This is a genomic window from Kitasatospora sp. NPDC015121 (assembly GCF_055562955.1).
In genome coordinates this window covers 407,014-422,478 of sequence record NZ_JBVHEH010000001.1, presented here as the reverse complement: position 1 = coordinate 422,478, position 15,465 = coordinate 407,014, and the positions used below count along the sequence as shown (strand labels likewise).

Sequence of the window (15,465 nt, the reverse complement as noted above, 5' to 3'; positions counted from 1 at the left end):
CGGGGGAAAGGGTCGAACGGTGAAATGTGTCACCACAACTCCGTCCGACCGGACTACACCCGGCCCCACCCGGCCCCATGGTCGTCACCGACCGCCACGACCGCGACTGCCCGCTCCCCGAACCGGCCTGACCACCCCCCACTCGGAGTACCACCCGCCATGCGCGTCCTGCCCTACGGCACCCGGGCCGTCCTGGTCGAGGTCGAGGACCTCGACCGGGCCGCCCGGCTGCACGCCGCCCTGCTCCACGACCCGCTGCCCGGCACCGGCGAACTCGTCCCCGCCGCCCGCACCGTCCTGGTCCACTACGACCCCGCCCGCACCGATCCGGCCCGGCTCGCCGCTGCCCTGCGCGCCCTCGACCTGCGGGCGGCCCCCGGCACCGGCGCCGCGCCCGTCACCCTCGCGGTCCGCTACGACGGCGAGGACCTCGCCGAGGTCGCCCGGCTCACCGGCCTGACCCCCGCCCAGGTGGTCGAACGGCACACCGCCGCCACCTACCGCGTCGCGTTCTGCGGCTTCGCCCCCGGCTTCGCCTACCTCACCGGCGTCGACCCCGCGCTGCGCGTCCCCCGCCGGGCCGAGCCGCGCACCCGCGTCCCCGCCGGGGCGGTCGCGCTCGCCGACGAGTTCACCGGCGTCTACCCGCGCGAGTCCCCCGGCGGCTGGCAGCTCCTCGGCGCCACCCGGCACACCCTGTGGGACCCGTCCGCCGACCCGCCGACGCCGCTCACCCCGGGCACCACCGTCCGCTTCACCGCCCGCTGACCGCCCGCCGACCCCCTGCCGACCCCCTGTTGAACACGTCAACTCCCGTACGAAAGCCCGGAGTCCACCCATGCCCAGCACCCGTACGCTCCGCGTGATCAGCGCGGGCTTCGGCGCCACCGTCCAGGACCTCGGCCGACCCGGGCACGCCGCCCTCGGCGTCAGCCCCTCCGGCGCCGCCGACCCGCGCAGCCTGCGGCTGGCCAACCGCCTGGTCGGCAACCACGAGGACGCCGCCGGGATCGAGGCCCCCTACGGCGGGATCGTCCTGGACGTCGACCACCACGCCACCGTCGCCCTCACCGGCCCCCCGTGCCCCGCCCGTGTCGGCCGTCGCCAGGTCGGCACCCACGCCCCCGTCCGGCTCGAACCCGGCCAGCGGCTCACCGTCGGCACCCCCGCCCACGGCCTGCGCCTGTACCTCGCCGTCCGCGGCGGCATCGATGTCCCGCCGGTCCTCGGCTCCCGCGCCACCGACACCCTCTCCGGCCTCGGCCCGCCCCGCCTGGCCCCCGGCGACCTGCTCCCCGTCGGCACCCGCACCGCGCACTGGCCCGCCGCCGACCTCGCCCCCCAGCACCCGCTCCCCGCCGAGCCGGTGCTGCGCATCGTCCCCGGCCCGCGCGACGACTGGTTCACCCCCGAGGCCCGCGCCACCCTGCGCACCGCCCCCTACACCGTCACCCCCCGCTCCGACCGGATCGGCATGCGCCTCGACGGCCCGGCCCTCACCCGCGCCCGCCCCGGCGAACTCCCCTCCGAAGCCGCCCTCCCCGGTGCCCTCCAGGTGCCCCCCGACGGCCGCCCCATCCTCTTCCTCACCGACCACCCCGTCACCGGCGGCTACCCCGTCATCGCCACCGTCCACGAGGACGACCTCCCGCTCGCCGCCCAGACCCGCCCGGGCCTGACCCTCCGCTTCCGGCTCGCCTGACGGGCCGTCGGCCCCCGCCCCCCGGCACCGAACTGACCGTCCGTCAGTGGGACCTGCCACGCTGCCTTCCATGAGCGACACGAACGCGACGGTGCTGCGCGCCGACTGGAAGACGACCTCCCTCGGGAGTCAGCCGATCCCCGTGCACTGCGGGCGGCTCGCCTACGACATCGACCTCGGCGAGTGGGAGTGCGCCTGGTGCGACGACCGGGTGCACGTCCGGGACATCCCGGACTGGCCGCACCCCGGGCGGGGCGCCCGGTAGCCGGGCCCGGCGGCCCGAACCCGCCGCGGGTGCTCATCCTCACCACCTTCGACCTGGACGCGCACGTCTACGACGCGCTGCGCGCCGGGGCGGGCGGGTTCCTGCTCAAGGAGTCCACCGCGGAACTGCTCTTCGAGGCGGTCCGGGTGGTCGCCGCCGGCTGCGCGCGCTCACCCCGCGCGAGACCGAGGTGCTGCGGCTGGTCGCCGAGGGCCTGTCCAACCCCGAACTGGCCGCCCGCCTGCGGGTCGCCGAGGAGACGGTGAAGACCCACGTCAGCCGCATCCTGGCCAAACTCGGCCTGCGCGACCGCACCCAGGCCGTGGTGACGGCGTACGAGACCGGCCTGGTGGTGCCGGGGCTCCGGAACGACGCCCCGTGACCCGTGACCCGGGCCCCGGCCCCCGCGCTGCCGCCGCGTCCCGACCTCACCCGCTCGGCCACGCGTCGACGCACCGCCCCGGGCGGGGCGTCCGCGAACCTGGCGGGGGACGCCCGGGGCGGGCGGCGGAGAAGAACCGGCGCTCACCGATGAGTCCGGCCGCCCCGCGCCGTCCGTACCCCTGACAGGACAATCCGCCGGACCACCCACCCGCACGGGAGCGACACCATGGGTCTCATCCAGATCGAGCTGTTCACCACCCTCGACCTCGTCGGCCAGGCCCCCGGCGGCCCCGACGAGGACCCGGAGGGCTTCGCCTTCGGCGGCTGGCAGGTCCCGCTGCTCGACGAGGTCTCCGGGGCGCAGGTCGACGCCGCGTACGAGGGCACCGACGCGCTGCTGCTGGGCCGCCGGACGTACGACATCTTCGCCGCCTACTGGCCCACCGCCGGGGACGGCCCGTTCGCGGCGCTCTTCAACTCCGTCCCCAAGTACGTGGCCTCGCGCGGCGAGCCGCGACTCGACTGGGCTGGCTCCACCCTGCTCGGCCCCGACCTGCCCGCCGCGGTGCGGGAGATCCGCGAGCGGCACGAGCAGATCCGGGTGGTCGGCAGCCTCGACCTGGTGCAGACCCTGCTCCGGGAGCGGCTGTTCGACCGGCTCGACCTGTGGGTGCACCCGATCGTCCTCGGCACCGGCAAGCGGGTCTTCGGCACCGGCACCGTGCCCGGCAACCTCACCCTGCTCGCACCCCCGGCCGCCAGCCCGCGCGGCACCGTCCTGCTGCGCTACGGCCTCGCCGACGGCGTCCCGGAGACCGGCGACATGGCCGCCCTGCAGGCGGGCTGACCGCGCGCGGGTCCTCCCCGGGGAGGAGGCGGCCGTCCCCCGCGCGAGCCACCGCGGGCGCCCGCGCGGGCCCCGAGGATCGCTCTCCGCCGTGACGACCCGGCCGGGTCCGGATTCCTACGCTCGACGACCATGGAGCAGAACACGGCCGACCCGGCCACCATCCGCGTCACCGGCCTGCGCAAGCGCTTCGGCGCGCGGCAGGCGCTGGACGGCATGACCTTCACCGTGCACCCCGGACGGATCACCGGCTTCGTCGGCCCGAACGGCGCCGGGAAGTCCACCACCATGCGGGTCGTCCTCGGCCTGGACCGGCCGGACGCGGGCACCGCGCTGGTCGGCGGCCGCCCCTACCGCGAGCTGCGCCGCCCGCTCGCCCACCTCGGCGCGCTGCTCGACGCGGGCGCCCTGCAACCGGGCCGGACCGCCCGCAACCACCTGCTGTGGCTGGCCCGTTCGCAGGGCATCGACGCCCGCCGGGTCGACCGGGTGCTCGACCTGGCGGGCCTGCGGACGGCCGCCCGGCGCAAGGCCGGACCGTTCTCGCTCGGCATGCGCCAACGCCTGGGCATCGCGGCCGCCCTGCTCGGCGATCCGCCCGTGCTGATGCTCGACGAGCCCTTCAACGGCCTCGACCCGGAGGGCTTCCGCTGGATCCGCACCCTGCTCGCCGAACAGGCCGGGCAGGGCCGGGCGGTCCTGGTCTCCAGCCACCTGATGGCCGAACTCCAGGACACCGCGGACCACTTGATCGTGGTCGGGCGCGGCCGGGTGGTCGCCGACACCACCGTCGCCGCGCTGCTCGCCGACGCCTCCCGGGGCCGGGTCGTCCTGCGCACCCCCGCCCCGGAACGGGCCCGCCGGGTCCTGGCCGGCGCGGGCGCGACCGTCAGCTCCACCGGTCCGGAGGCGTCCGCCGGTCCGGAGGCCTCCGCCGATGGTCGGGACACCCTCACCGTCCACGGCCTGCGGCCCGAGCGGATCGTCGCCCTGCTCACCGCCTCGGCCGTCCCGTTCGCCGAGGTCGCCGCGCACCGCACCACCCTGGAGGAGGCCTACCTGGAACTCACCCGGACCGCCGTCGAGTACCGCGCCGGGGCCCCGGCCGAGAGCCCGACCGAGACCCCGACCGGGGCCCCGGCCGACCGCCGGGAGGAGGCCAGGTGAGCGGCTTCCCGCAGCTGCTGCGCGCCGAGTGGACCAAGCTGCGCACCGTGCCCGGCTGGGTCGCCGCCCTCGCCGGGGCGCTGCTGCTGACCGTCGCGGTCGGCGCCGGCACCAGCGGGGCCACCGTCTGCCCGGCCGCCGACTGCGGCGCGGACGCCCCCCGCACCGCGCTCTCCGGGGTGCTCGCGGGCCAGGTCGTGGCGGCGGTGCTCGGCGTCCTGACGGCCGGGAACGAGTACCGCACCGGCCTGCTGCGCACCACCCTGGCGGCCGTGCCGGGGCGCGGCGCCGTGTTGGCGGCGAAGGCCGCGGTGCTGGCCGCGGCGGTGCTCGCGGCCGGGGCGCTCGCGGTGGCGGGCTCGCTGGCGGCGGCCCGGCTGCTGCTGCCGGGCAACGGCTTCACCGCCGCGCACGGCTACCTGGCGCTGTCCCTCGCCGACGGGCCGACCCTGCGGGCCGCCGCCGGGTCGGTGCTGTACCTGCTGCTGGTCGCGCTGCTCGGCCTGGGCGCGGTCACGGCGCTGCGCGACTCGGCGGCGGCGATCGGCACCGTCCTCGCCCTGCTGTTCACCTTCCCGGTCCTGATCGGGGTGGTCGCCGATCCGGGGTGGCAGCGCCTGCTGCGGCAGCTCGCCCCGCTGCCCGCCGGCCTGAACGTGCAGGTCACCCGTGGTGTCGCGGCGCTGCCGATCGGCCCGTGGCAGGGGCTGGGCGTGCTGGCGCTGTGGGCGGCGGCCGCGCTGGCCGCCGGCTGGGTGACGCTGCGCGCCCGGGACGCCTGACGGGTGCCGGGCCGGCCGGGTCCGCCGCCGGGTTCGCCTCGCCGCCGCGACGGGGCTATCCTCGGGCGCAGGTTTCGGGCAAGGGGCCCAAAGGTGTCTTGGGGGTTGGCATGGTTGCCGGTCGCGTGGTGCGGTTCGACGGTTCGCGGGGTTACGGGTTCATCGCTCCGGACCAGGGCGGGGAGGACGTGTTCCTGCACGTCAACGACCTGCTGATCCCGGAGTCCTACATCCGGACGGGCCTGGCGGTGGTCTTCGAGATCGAGGACGGCGACCGGGGTCCGAAGGCCTCCTCGGTCCAGCTCGCCCCCGGCGTCGACCCGAAGGCCCCGGTGGCCGTGGAGCGGACGGCGCTCCGCTCGGTGGACGACGACGACCCGCTGGCCTCCGACGACTACCTCGACGACGTCACCGAGGCCCTGCTGGAGTCCGCCCCGTCGCTGACCGGCACCCAGATCCTCCAGGTCCGCGCGGCGATGCTGCAGCTGGCGAAGAGCCACGGCTGGATCGGCTGACCCGCCCGCCCACGCGCCCCGGTACGGCGGCCGCCCCCGACGGGGGACGGCCGCCGTCGCCGTTCCCGGCGGCTCGCCCCCGGACGGCCCTAGACTGCCCGGATGGTGGAGCGGGTGGGCACGGTGGTCCTGATGTGCGGTCTCCCCGGGGCGGGCAAGACGACCCACGCGCTCGGGCTGGAGCGGCGCGGCTACGTCCGGCTCTCCATCGACGAGGCGGTCTGGCGGCGGCTCGGCGGACGTGACGCCGGCCTGGTGCTCACGGAGGACGAGTTCGACCGGCTCAAGGACGAGGTCCGGAGCGAGCAGCGGCAGGAGCTGATCGCCCTGATGCGGGCCGGGCGGGACGTGGTCGTGGACTACAGCTTCTGGAGCCGCGCCGCCCGCGACGACTACAAGGCGCTGGTCGAGGAGCACGGCTGCCGCTGGGAACTGGTCCACCTGAAGGCCGACCGGTCGACCCTGGACCGTCGCCTCGAAGTCCGCAACGCCCGGCGGGGCGCGAACGCCGTCACCGTGGAGCGGGCGCTGCTCGACCGCTACCAGGCCGCTTTCGAGGAGCCGCGCGGCGAAGGCGAGCGGGTCATTCCGCAGCCTCCGGCCGGCTGACCGCCCCGGTCGCGGCCCGCGCCGCCGCCGTGCCGGTCGCCGTCCCGAGGCTCCTCGCGAGCAGGGTGAGCGCGGCGGCGTCCGGGCCGTCCGGGGCGGCGCCGTAGAGCAGCACGCGGTGGGTGGTGCCGTCGGAGAGCGGCAGGCTCTCGAAGTGCAGCCGCAGCGGGCCGACCAGCGGGTGCCGGAAGGACTTGCTGCCGACCGCGCAGTCACGGACCGGGTGGCGGGCCCAGATCGCGGCGAACTCCGGGCTCTGGATGGCGAGTTCACCGACCAGCTGAGCCAGTCGCCGGTCCTCGGGGTGCCGGCCGACGGCGAGCCGGAGCGCGGCGACCGCGACCCGGGCGTCCTCCTCCCAGTCGGCGTGCAGCTCCCGGGTGTGCGGGTCGAGGAACAGCAGCCGGGTCAGGTTGGGGCGTTCGGCCGGACGGTCGGGGGAGGCCGGGTCGAGGTGCCCGGCGAGCAGGGCGTGGCCCAGGGCGTTCCAGGCGAGCACGTCGTTGCCCCGGTCCAGGACGACGGCGGGCACCTGCGGCATCGCGTCGATCAGGTGCTTCGTGGCGGGCCGGACCCTGGCGGGCTTCACCGAACCGCCCCGGGCGGCCCTGGCGGGCCGGGCGAGGTCGTACAGGTGGGCGCGCTCGTCCGCCGTCAGCCGCAGCGCCCGGGCCAGCGCGTCCAGCACGCCGTCCGAGGCGTTGGCGCTGTGGCCCTGTTCGAGCCGGGTGTAGTAGGTGGCGCTGACCCCGGCGAGCAGCGCGAGCTCCTCGCGGCGCAGCCCGGGCACCCGGCGGCGGCCCGGGTACGGGGTCAGCCCGGCGTCCTCGGGGCGCAGTTGGGCGCGCCGGGTGCGCAGGAACTCCCCGAGGGCGGTCGATGTCTCCATGCCGTCCAGTCTGCCCGGCCGGGGCGCCCCGGTGGCCGGCGCAGGGTATCCCTGCCGGTGCTACCTTCCGCAGGGGGCTGGGTGGGCCGTCCGGCCCGGTGCAGGCTCCTCTCGTCACCGCCGAACGCGACGAGGGGAAACCCGGCCATGGCCACCATCACCACCGTCCGACCGCCCACCCCCGAACGGAAGTTGACGCACCGTCAACTCCTCACCCTGACCGTCCTGCTGGTCGCCCAGTTCATGCTCGCCGTGGACTTCTCGATCCTGAACGTGGCGCTGCCGGCGATCGGCGCGGGGCTCGGCTTCCCGCTCGGCGACCTGCAGTGGATCGGGACGGCGTTCGCGCTGTCCGCCGCCGGGTTCACCCTGCTGTTCGGCCGGATCGCCGACCTGTTCGGCCGGCGGCGGCTGTTCCTGCTCGGCCTGGCCCTGCTCGGCGCGTCCTCGCTGGTCGGAGGCCTGGCCACCGGACCGGCGGTGCTGATCGCGGCCCGCGTCGCGCAGGGCCTGGCCACCGCGATGGTCACCCCCGCCGGCCTGGCGCTGCTCACCACCTCCTTCCCGGAGGGGCCGCTGCGCGACCGGGCGCTCGGCCTGAACGGCGCGCTGATGTCGGCCGGGTTCACCGCCGGCGCGGTCCTCGGCGGCGTGCTCACCGACCTGCTGTCCTGGCGCTGGGCGTTCCTGGTCAACGTGCCGGTGGCGCTCGCGGTGCTGCTGGCCGCGCCCCGGGTGATCGCGGAGAGCCGCCCCGCCGTCCGCCCGAAGCTCGACCTGCCCGGCGCGCTCACCGTCACCCTCGGCCTGCTCTCCCTCGTCCACGGCCTGACCCGGGCCGGCACCGCCGGCTGGACCGACCCGTTCGCGCTCGGCACGCTCGGCCTCGGCGCCGCCCTGCTGCTGCTCTTCCTCGCCGTCGAGCGCCGCGCCGCCGCGCCGCTCGTCCCGCTGCCGGTGCTGCGCCGCCGCAGCGTGGTGTGGGGCAACGCGGCCGGGCTGATCGCCTTCCTCACCGAGACCTCGCTGGTCTTCCTGCTCACCCTCTACCTGCAGGAGGTGCTCGACTTCACCCCCCTCGCGGCCGGCCTGTCCTTCGGCGTGCTGGGCCTGGGCACCGTCCTCGGCGGCGCCACCGCCGCCCGCCTGATCGCCGCCGCCGGCACCCGCGCCACCCTGGTGGCCGGAGGCCTGGTGCAGGCCGCCGCCACCGCCGCCCTGCTGCTGCTCGGCCCGGGCCAGGACTCGCTGTGGCTGCTGCTCGCGGCGACCTTCGTCGGCGGCGTCGGCAACATGTACGTCATCGTCGGCTTCATGGTCACCGCCACCTCCGGCCTGCCCGACCGCGAGCAGGGCCTCGCCACCGGCCTGGCCACCATGACCCAGCAGATCGGCATCACCCTCGGCACCCCCGTGATGAGCACCGTCGTCGCCGCCCGGGCCGGCGCCCACCCCACCGCCCCGGTGGTCCTGGACGCCGTCACCCTCGCCGTCCTCGCCAACACCCTCCTCGTCCTGCTGGGCGTCCTGCTCACCGTTTTCCTCCGCCGTCCCCGACCGGCCCCCCGACCGGCCCCCTGACCGGTCCCCGGACCGGTCCCCGGACCGTCGCGCCCACGCCGCCGGGACGGGGCAGTGGGCGCGGGCTGGCATGATCGAGGGATGGTTGAACGAGTCATCGCCGCCTGCGACGGAGCGGCCAAGGGCAACCCCGGACCCGCCGGGTGGGCGTTCGTGGTCGCGGACGCGAACGGCACCCCGCAGCGCTGGGAGGCCGGCCCGCTGGGGCGCAACACCAACAACGTCGGCGAACTGACGGCACTGCAACGCCTGCTGGAGGCCACCGACCCGGCCGCGCCGCTCGAAGTGCGCCTCGACAGCACCTACACCCGGGACGCGGTCACCAAGTGGCTGCACGGCTGGAAGCGCAACGGCTGGAAGACCGCGGCCGGCAAGCCCGTCGCCAACCAGGAGCTGATCCAGCGGATCGACGCCCTGCTCACCGGCCGCGACGTCGAGTTCGTCTACGTCCCCGCCCACCAGGTCGACGGCGACCCGCTCAACGCCATCGCCGACAAGGCCGCCAGCGACGCCGCCCGCACCCAGCAGGCCGCCGCCGGCACCGCCCCCGACCTCCCCGTCCCCGACCCGGTCGCCGCCGCCCCCGCTCGCCGCGCCGCCCCCAAGCGCACCGCCTCCGCCTCCGCCTCCACCTCCACCTCCTCGGGCGGCGGAGGCGGCCGCACCCTGGCCGCCAAGTTCCCCGGCCGCTGCCCCTGCGGGCGCTCCTACGGCAAGGGCGAGACCATCGGCAAGGTCGGCGGCAGCTGGGGCCACCCCGACTGCGCCGCCGCCCACGCCTGAGCCCCTCCCACGCCTGAGCCCCGCCCGACCGTCCCGTCCGCCCGTCCCGGCCGCCCCCGAGCCCAGCAGGGCCCGGGGGCGGCGGTCGCGACGGCGGCCACGGGGTTTGTCCGGGCCGCCGCCGGTGTGTCAGATTGCGACGGAGCGCGTGCTCGCGTACCCGCACCGTCACGCATTGGAGAAAGGACCCCATGAGCACCGAGACGCTGGAGTTCCAGGCCGAGGCACGGCAGCTGCTGCAGTTGATGGTCCACTCGATCTACTCGAACAAGGACGTCTTCCTGCGCGAGCTGATCTCCAACGCGTCGGACGCGCTGGACAAGCGGCGGCTGGCCGGCCTCACCGACGAGCGGCTGCGCGTCGAGGACCCGCACATCGACATCGAGCTCGACCGGGACGCCCGCACCCTGACCGTCCGCGACAACGGCATCGGCATGACCCGGGACGAGGTCGTCGGGCTGATCGGGACGATCGCCCGCTCCGGCACCGCGGAGACGCTGCGGCGGCTGCGCGAGAGCAAGGAGCCGGCCGAGCTGATCGGCCAGTTCGGCGTCGGCTTCTACTCGACCTTCATGGTCGCGGACAGGGTCACCCTGGTGACCCGCAAGGCGGGGGAGGAGACCGGCACCCGCTGGGAGTCGGCCGGCGAGGGCACCTACACCCTGGAGGAGGTCGCGGACGCCCCCGAGGGCACCTCGGTCACCGTGCACCTGCGCCCGGAGGACGGCGAGGACGGCCTGCACGACTACACGGAGCCGTCGACCGTCCGGCGGCTCGTCAAGCGCTACTCGGACTTCATCGCCTTCCCGATCCGCACCGCGGGCCCGGACGGCACCGGCGAGCAGACCCTCAACTCGATGAAGGCGCTCTGGGCCCGCCCGCGCAACGAGGTCGACGAGGAGGAGTACCGGGAGTTCTACCGACACGTCGCGCACGACTGGACCGACCCGCTGGAGACGATCCGGCTGCGCGCCGAGGGCACCTTCGAGTACGAGGCACTGCTGTTCATCCCGGCCCGCCGCCCGCACGACCTGTTCCAGCGCGACGGCCGCCACGGCGTCCAGCTGTACGTCAAGCGGGTGTTCATCATGGAGGACAGCCGCGAGCTGCTCCCCGACCACCTGCGCTTCGTCAGGGGCGTGGTGGACGCCGCCGACCTGTCGCTGAACATCTCCCGCGAGATCCTCCAGCAGGACCGGCACATCCAGCTGATCCGCCGCCGGCTCGCCAAGAAGGTGATGGCCACCGTCAAGGAGATGATGGCCGGCGACGCCGAGAAGTACCGCACCTTCTGGCGCGAGTTCGGCCCCGCCGTCAAGGAGGGCCTGCTCGACCCCGCCGAGGACCGCAAGGCGATCCTGGACGTCGCCTCCTTCGCCAGCACCGCCGGCGAGGAGCCCACCGGCCTGGCCGACTACGTCGCCCGGATGAAGGACGGCCAGGACAAGATCTACTACATGACCGGCGAGAGCCGCGCCCAGGTCGAGAACTCCCCGCACCTGGAGGCGTTCCGGGCCCAGGGGTACGAGGTCCTGCTGCTCACCGACCCGGTCGACGAGATCTGGGTCGAGAGCGTCCCGGAGTACGACGGCAAGGAGTTCAGCTCGGTCGCCCGCGGCGCGGTCGACCTGCCCGCCGACGAGGTCCCCGAGGAGCGCACCGGCTCGTACGCGGCGCTGCTCGGCTGGCTGGGCGAGACGCTCACCGACGTCAAGGACGTCCGCCTCACCACCCGTCTGACCAACTCGCCCGCCTGCCTGGTCAGCGACGCGGACGGCCTCACCCCCACCCTGGAGAAGATGTACCGGGCGATGGGCCAGGACGTCCCGCCCGCCCGGCGGATCCTCGAACTCAACCCGGACCACCCCCTGGTCGGCGCCCTGCGCACCGCCCACGAGGAGCGCGCCGACGACCCGGCCCTCACCGAGACCGCCGAACTCCTCTACGGCACCGCCCTGCTGGCCGAGGGCGGCGACCTGGCCGACCCGGCCCGCTTCGCCAAGCTGCTCGCCGACCGCCTGGCCCGGACGGTCTGACCCCCGGACCGCGACCACGCCCCCGTTCCTCCCGGGGGTGCCGCCCGGGCGGCACCCCCGGTGACGTGGAGGAACGCGCTCCGCATGTCGGGATGTCGTGTGCTTCGTCCGCCATCATCACGATCCGGTTCCGGCTTTCCGGGGGCGGCCGGCCGCCCCGGTCAAGGGCGGTCGGCGGAACTTCCCAGATCGCACGGCGACCTGTCGGCCCGTCAGCCCGTGGACATGCCCACATGGGTCCGGACCGCGATCCGCACAGTGGCGTTGATCACACGACGCCCCCTGAAACGTGTGGTGGGCTAGGGGCGTCTGAGCTGTGACGAAGGTCGCCCGGCGAAGGAGCGGAGTGCTGATGGTGCCTGGCCAGCCAGGGAGCGGGGACGACGCGGCGGGACCGTCCGAGCGGCCCCCGGGCCGCGGCGCCAGGCGCCGACCGCGCTCGCGCGGACGGTCCGCCCGCCCGCGCGCCGAGCGCACGCGCCGCCGGACACCGGCCCGGCTCCGCCGCCCGGACTATCCCCGGGCCGGCCGCAGCGGCGTCCGGCGCTGGCTGCCGTCCTGGCGCCAGCTCCTGCTGCTGGCCGCCACCTGCTGCGCGCTGCTGTTCGGCACCGCCGGCGTGCTGTACGCCACCACCGAGATCCCCACCGACCTGAACGCCTTCGCCACCCAGCAGAACAACGTCTTCTACTGGGCGGACGGCACCGAGATGGCCCGCACCGGCCTGGTCAACCGGCAGGACGTGCCGCTCGACCAGGTGCCGACCCCGGTGCAGTGGGCGGTGCTGGCCGCCGAGAACGAGACCTTCTACTCCGACCCCGGCATCTCCTTCCAGGGCATCGGCCGGGCGCTCTACCGGATGGGCTCGGGCGGCGACACCCAGGGCGGCTCCACCATCACCCAGCAGTACGTCAAGAACGCCTACCTGAACCAGCGCCAGGACTTCTCCCGCAAGCTCGACGAGATGTTCATCGCGCTCAAGCTCGACCAGCAGGTCAGCAAGGAGCAGATCCTCAGCGGCTACCTGAACATCAGCTGGTTCGGCCGCGGCAGCTACGGCATCGAGCGCGCCGCCCAGGCCTACTACGGCAAGGACGTCTCCGAACTCGACGTCAGCGAGGGCGCGTTCCTCGCCGCGACGCTCAAGGGCGCCTCGCTGTACGACCCGGCCCTCGGCGCCGACAACCACGCCCGGGCGGTCGAACGCTGGTCCTGGATCCTGGACCGGATGGTCAGGATCGGCAAGCTCTCGGCCGCCGACCGCGCCAAGTACACCGACTTCCCCGAACCGGACCCGGCCCCGCCGCTGGTCGGCCTGAACGGCCAGACCGGCTACCTGGTCGACCTCGCCAAGAGCTACGCGCAGAGCCACGCCGACATCACCCCGGCCCAGTTCGACCTCGGCGGCTACCAGATCTACACCACCTTCGAGAAGCCGAAGGAGGAGGCGCTCACCGAGGCCGTCCAGAACGCCGCGAAGAAGCTCGACCCCGAGCACCGCCCCGCCGACCAGAACGTCCACATCGGCGCCGCCTCGGTCGCCACCGACGGCCGGATCCTCGCCGTCTACGGCGGCCCGGACTACCTGAAGCAGGGCTTCGACAACGCCAACACCGTGAACGTGCCCGCCGGTTCGGCCTTCACCCCGCTGGTGTACGCGGCCGGCCTGGCCCAGGGCGTCCAGCGCGAGCGCAACGGCCCCCGCACCCCCGTCCAGCCCACCACCACCTACAACGGCGACAACGGCGTCGACCTGCAGACCCCCGAGGGCCCCTACTGGGGGCGGGACGGCAAGAAGGCCAAGACCACCAACGACGGCGGCCGGAGCTGGGGCCCGCTCACGCTGCGCGCCGCCGTCGAGCAGTCCGTCAACGGGCCGCTCCAGCAGCTCGGCATGGACGTCGGCCTGGACAACGTCCGCAGGACCGCGCTCGCCCTCGGCCTGCTCCCCGAGAGCATGGGCGACCTGACGCCCGCCTACACCCTGGGCAACTCCACCCCCAGCGCGATCCGGCTCGCCGACGCCTACACCGCCTTCGACGCCCGCGGCCGGCGCACCGACCCGTACTCCGTCACCGAGGTCACCCGCAACGGCGGCCGGGTCGCCGTCGACAAGCCCGCGACCGTCCAGGCCCTCAGCCCGCAGGTGGCCGCCGAGGTCGACACCGCGCTGCGCGGCGCCGCCAAGGACGGCCTCGGCAAGGACGTCCCCGGCCTCGGCAAGGACGCCAAGGCGGCCGCCGCCGACAGCGGCGCGAAGGCCGGCACCACCCAGGACCACGACGCCGGCTGGTTCGTCGGCTACCACGGCGACGTCTCCACCGCCGTCACCGTCTTCCGGCTCGACCTGAAGACCCTGGAACTGCTCCCGCTGACCGGCATCGGCGGCACCGCCCAGAACGCCCCCGACGCCGCGATCCCGGCCGGGATCTGGGCCGCCTACACCAGGGGCACCGCGCGCTGACCCGGCGCCGCGGTGCCCCCGGGCGCGGTCACCCCAGGTAGCTCGGCCAGTCCGGCGACTGCGCCGGGTCCAGGTGCCGCAGCTTCTCCAGCACCTTCGGGTCCTGGGCGTCCATCCAGTCCGCGAGTTCCTTGAACGAGACGCAGCGCACCCCGTCCTTCCGGCAGACCGCCTCCATCACGTCCTGGATCGCCTGCATGTAGATGCCGCCGTTCCAGGTCTCGAAGTGGTTCCCGATGAACAGCGGCGCCCGGCTGCCGTTGTAGACCCGCTCGAAGCCGTCCAGGTAGCCTTCCCGGACCTGCTTCTCCCAGGCCGGGTACTTCTTCGGGTCGCCCTCGGTGCTGGCCCCCGACTGGTTGGCCAGGAAGTTGAAGTCCATCGACAGCACCTGGGTGTTGCCGAACGGCAGCAGCTGCAACGGGAAGTTCCACATCCCGTCCACCTTCGACGGCCAGACCTGGAACTCGCCCGGCGAACTCGCGTCGTACCGCCAGCCGTACGACTTCGCCGCCTGCAGCAGGTTCTTCTGCCCCTCCAGGCACGGCGCCCGGCCGCCCACCAGCTCCTTGGCGTAGTCGAACGGCAGCGGCGCCTCGGCGGTGAGACCGGTGTTGGTCCGCCAGTTCGCAACGAACGCGTACGCCTGGTCGATCTCCTGCTTCCAGTCCTCCACCGTCCAGGTGGAGCCGCCACCCGCGTCCCCGGCGTCGGTGCAGAAGTGCCCGTTGAAGTGGGTGCCGATCTCGTCGCCGTCCTGCCAGGCCAGCCGCAGCTGCGCCAGGGTCTCCTTGACGTGCTCGTCGGTGGGGAAGGAGATCGCCGAACTGCCCGCCGCGTGCTTCGGCGCCCGGTAGAGGCCGCGCTTCCCGTTCGGGACGAGGTAGATGCCGCTCAGGAAGAACGTCATCGTCGCGTCGTTCGCCTTCGCCAGCTCGCGGAACCGGGAGAACAGGTGGTCGTCGTTCTCCAGCGCGCCGTCCCAGGAGAACACCACGAACTGCGGCGGCTTCTCGCCCGGCTTCAGCTTCTCCGGCTTCAACTGGTGCGGCTGCGGCCCGGTGTCGGACATCGAGCCGTCCCCCAGCACCTTCACCTTCCCGTCCCACCCCGGCGACGCCGCGACCCCGTCGCCCGCCGCCGCGGCCCCGGACGACGACCCCGACCCCGGCCCCGCCCCGTCGTCCAGCACCAGCGTCAACGCCAGCGCGGTCACCGCGCCCGCGGCCAGCACCGCCAGCGCCACCTTCACGGCCCGGCCCCGCGCTCCCGGCCGCTCCCTGCGCCTGTGGTTCTTCACTGTTCCGCTGTTCCCCGTCCCGTTCCACCGACCGCCGCGTCCCTGCGGTGGCCCGACCGGACATCGCACCATCCGTTCATTGGACGACTCTAGGCGGGGGGTCGGTTGTCACCGGCAGCGGACCGGAACGCCGGAAGGGCG

General features: G+C 74.7%; 14 protein-coding genes and 1 pseudogene. 13 read left to right on the top strand and 2 right to left on the bottom strand.

All coding sequences use genetic code 11. The features are described from left to right. Positions 1-159 precede the first annotated feature (159 nt). The 9 genes and pseudogenes from ACZ3J7_RS01795 (at position 160) to ACZ3J7_RS01755 (ending at position 6,271) form a co-directional block, all read left to right on the top strand. Positions 160-768, top strand: a complete 609-nt coding sequence (locus tag ACZ3J7_RS01795) for a 5-oxoprolinase subunit B family protein (protein ID WP_465615767.1) — start codon at positions 160-162, stop codon at positions 766-768. A 70-nt stretch (positions 769-838) separates the two neighbouring features. After that, positions 839-1,702 (top strand): 5-oxoprolinase subunit C family protein, encoded by an 864-nt coding sequence (locus tag ACZ3J7_RS01790; RefSeq protein ID WP_465615765.1) that lies wholly within the window; start codon positions 839-841, stop codon positions 1,700-1,702. Between the two features lie 70 nt (positions 1,703-1,772). Then, entirely contained in the window at positions 1,773-1,967 is a 195-nt protein-coding gene (locus ACZ3J7_RS01785) for a hypothetical protein (RefSeq protein WP_465615763.1), read from the top strand. 14 nt (positions 1,968-1,981) lie between these two features. Further along, positions 1,982-2,349 (top strand): annotated as a pseudogene (locus tag ACZ3J7_RS01780) (response regulator transcription factor); the annotation flags it as partial. A 228-nt stretch (positions 2,350-2,577) separates the two neighbouring features. Beyond that, on the top strand, positions 2,578-3,198 hold the full coding sequence (locus ACZ3J7_RS01775; RefSeq protein WP_465615761.1) for a dihydrofolate reductase family protein: 621 nt from the start codon (positions 2,578-2,580) through the stop codon (positions 3,196-3,198). A gap of 132 nt (positions 3,199-3,330) precedes the next feature. Then, positions 3,331-4,365, top strand: coding sequence for an ABC transporter ATP-binding protein (locus ACZ3J7_RS01770; RefSeq protein ID WP_465615759.1), 1,035 nt, complete (start codon positions 3,331-3,333; stop codon positions 4,363-4,365). Further along, positions 4,362-5,147, top strand: coding sequence for an ABC transporter permease (locus ACZ3J7_RS01765; RefSeq protein ID WP_465615757.1), 786 nt, complete (start codon positions 4,362-4,364; stop codon positions 5,145-5,147). Before ACZ3J7_RS01770 ends, ACZ3J7_RS01765 begins: the two co-directional genes overlap by 4 nt. 110 nt (positions 5,148-5,257) lie before the next feature. Next, positions 5,258-5,662: a cold-shock protein gene (locus tag ACZ3J7_RS01760; protein WP_465615756.1), complete on the top strand. Its 405-nt coding sequence runs from the start codon at positions 5,258-5,260 to the stop codon at positions 5,660-5,662. 102 nt (positions 5,663-5,764) lie between these two features. Further along, positions 5,765-6,271, top strand: coding sequence for a P-loop nucleotide/nucleoside kinase family protein (locus ACZ3J7_RS01755; RefSeq protein ID WP_465615754.1), 507 nt, complete (start codon positions 5,765-5,767; stop codon positions 6,269-6,271). Here the strand turns inward: ACZ3J7_RS01755 and ACZ3J7_RS01750 are convergent. Then, a complete protein-coding gene (locus ACZ3J7_RS01750; RefSeq protein WP_465615752.1) occupies positions 6,246-7,160 on the bottom strand; it encodes a helix-turn-helix domain-containing protein in 915 nt (304 codons plus the stop codon). The two genes, ACZ3J7_RS01755 and ACZ3J7_RS01750, sit on opposite strands and share 26 nt — an antisense overlap. A gap of 147 nt (positions 7,161-7,307) precedes the next feature. Between ACZ3J7_RS01750 and ACZ3J7_RS01745 the strand changes: the two genes are divergently transcribed. From ACZ3J7_RS01745 to ACZ3J7_RS01730, 4 genes are all read left to right on the top strand, one after another. Next, positions 7,308-8,741 carry an MFS transporter gene (locus ACZ3J7_RS01745; RefSeq protein ID WP_465615750.1) on the top strand — a complete coding sequence of 478 codons (1,434 nt, stop codon included), beginning with the start codon at positions 7,308-7,310 and terminating at the stop codon, positions 8,739-8,741. A gap of 81 nt (positions 8,742-8,822) precedes the next feature. Further along, the gene (locus ACZ3J7_RS01740) at positions 8,823-9,524 is read left to right on the top strand and encodes a ribonuclease H family protein (RefSeq protein WP_465615748.1); all 702 of its coding nucleotides are present in this window, start codon (positions 8,823-8,825) and stop codon (positions 9,522-9,524) included. A gap of 191 nt (positions 9,525-9,715) precedes the next feature. Continuing rightward, positions 9,716-11,560, top strand: coding sequence for a molecular chaperone HtpG (htpG, locus tag ACZ3J7_RS01735; RefSeq protein WP_465615746.1), 1,845 nt, complete (start codon positions 9,716-9,718; stop codon positions 11,558-11,560). Positions 11,561-11,912: 352 nt separating this feature from the next. Further along, a complete protein-coding gene (locus tag ACZ3J7_RS01730; RefSeq protein ID WP_465615744.1) occupies positions 11,913-14,024 on the top strand; it encodes a transglycosylase domain-containing protein in 2,112 nt (703 codons plus the stop codon). A gap of 28 nt (positions 14,025-14,052) precedes the next feature. On the opposite strand, the gene ACZ3J7_RS01725 is transcribed toward ACZ3J7_RS01730, so the two are convergent. Beyond that, complete coding sequence (locus ACZ3J7_RS01725; protein ID WP_465615834.1) at positions 14,053-15,276, bottom strand: polysaccharide deacetylase family protein; 1,224 nt, start codon at positions 15,274-15,276, stop codon at positions 14,053-14,055. Positions 15,277-15,465 lie beyond the last annotated feature (189 nt).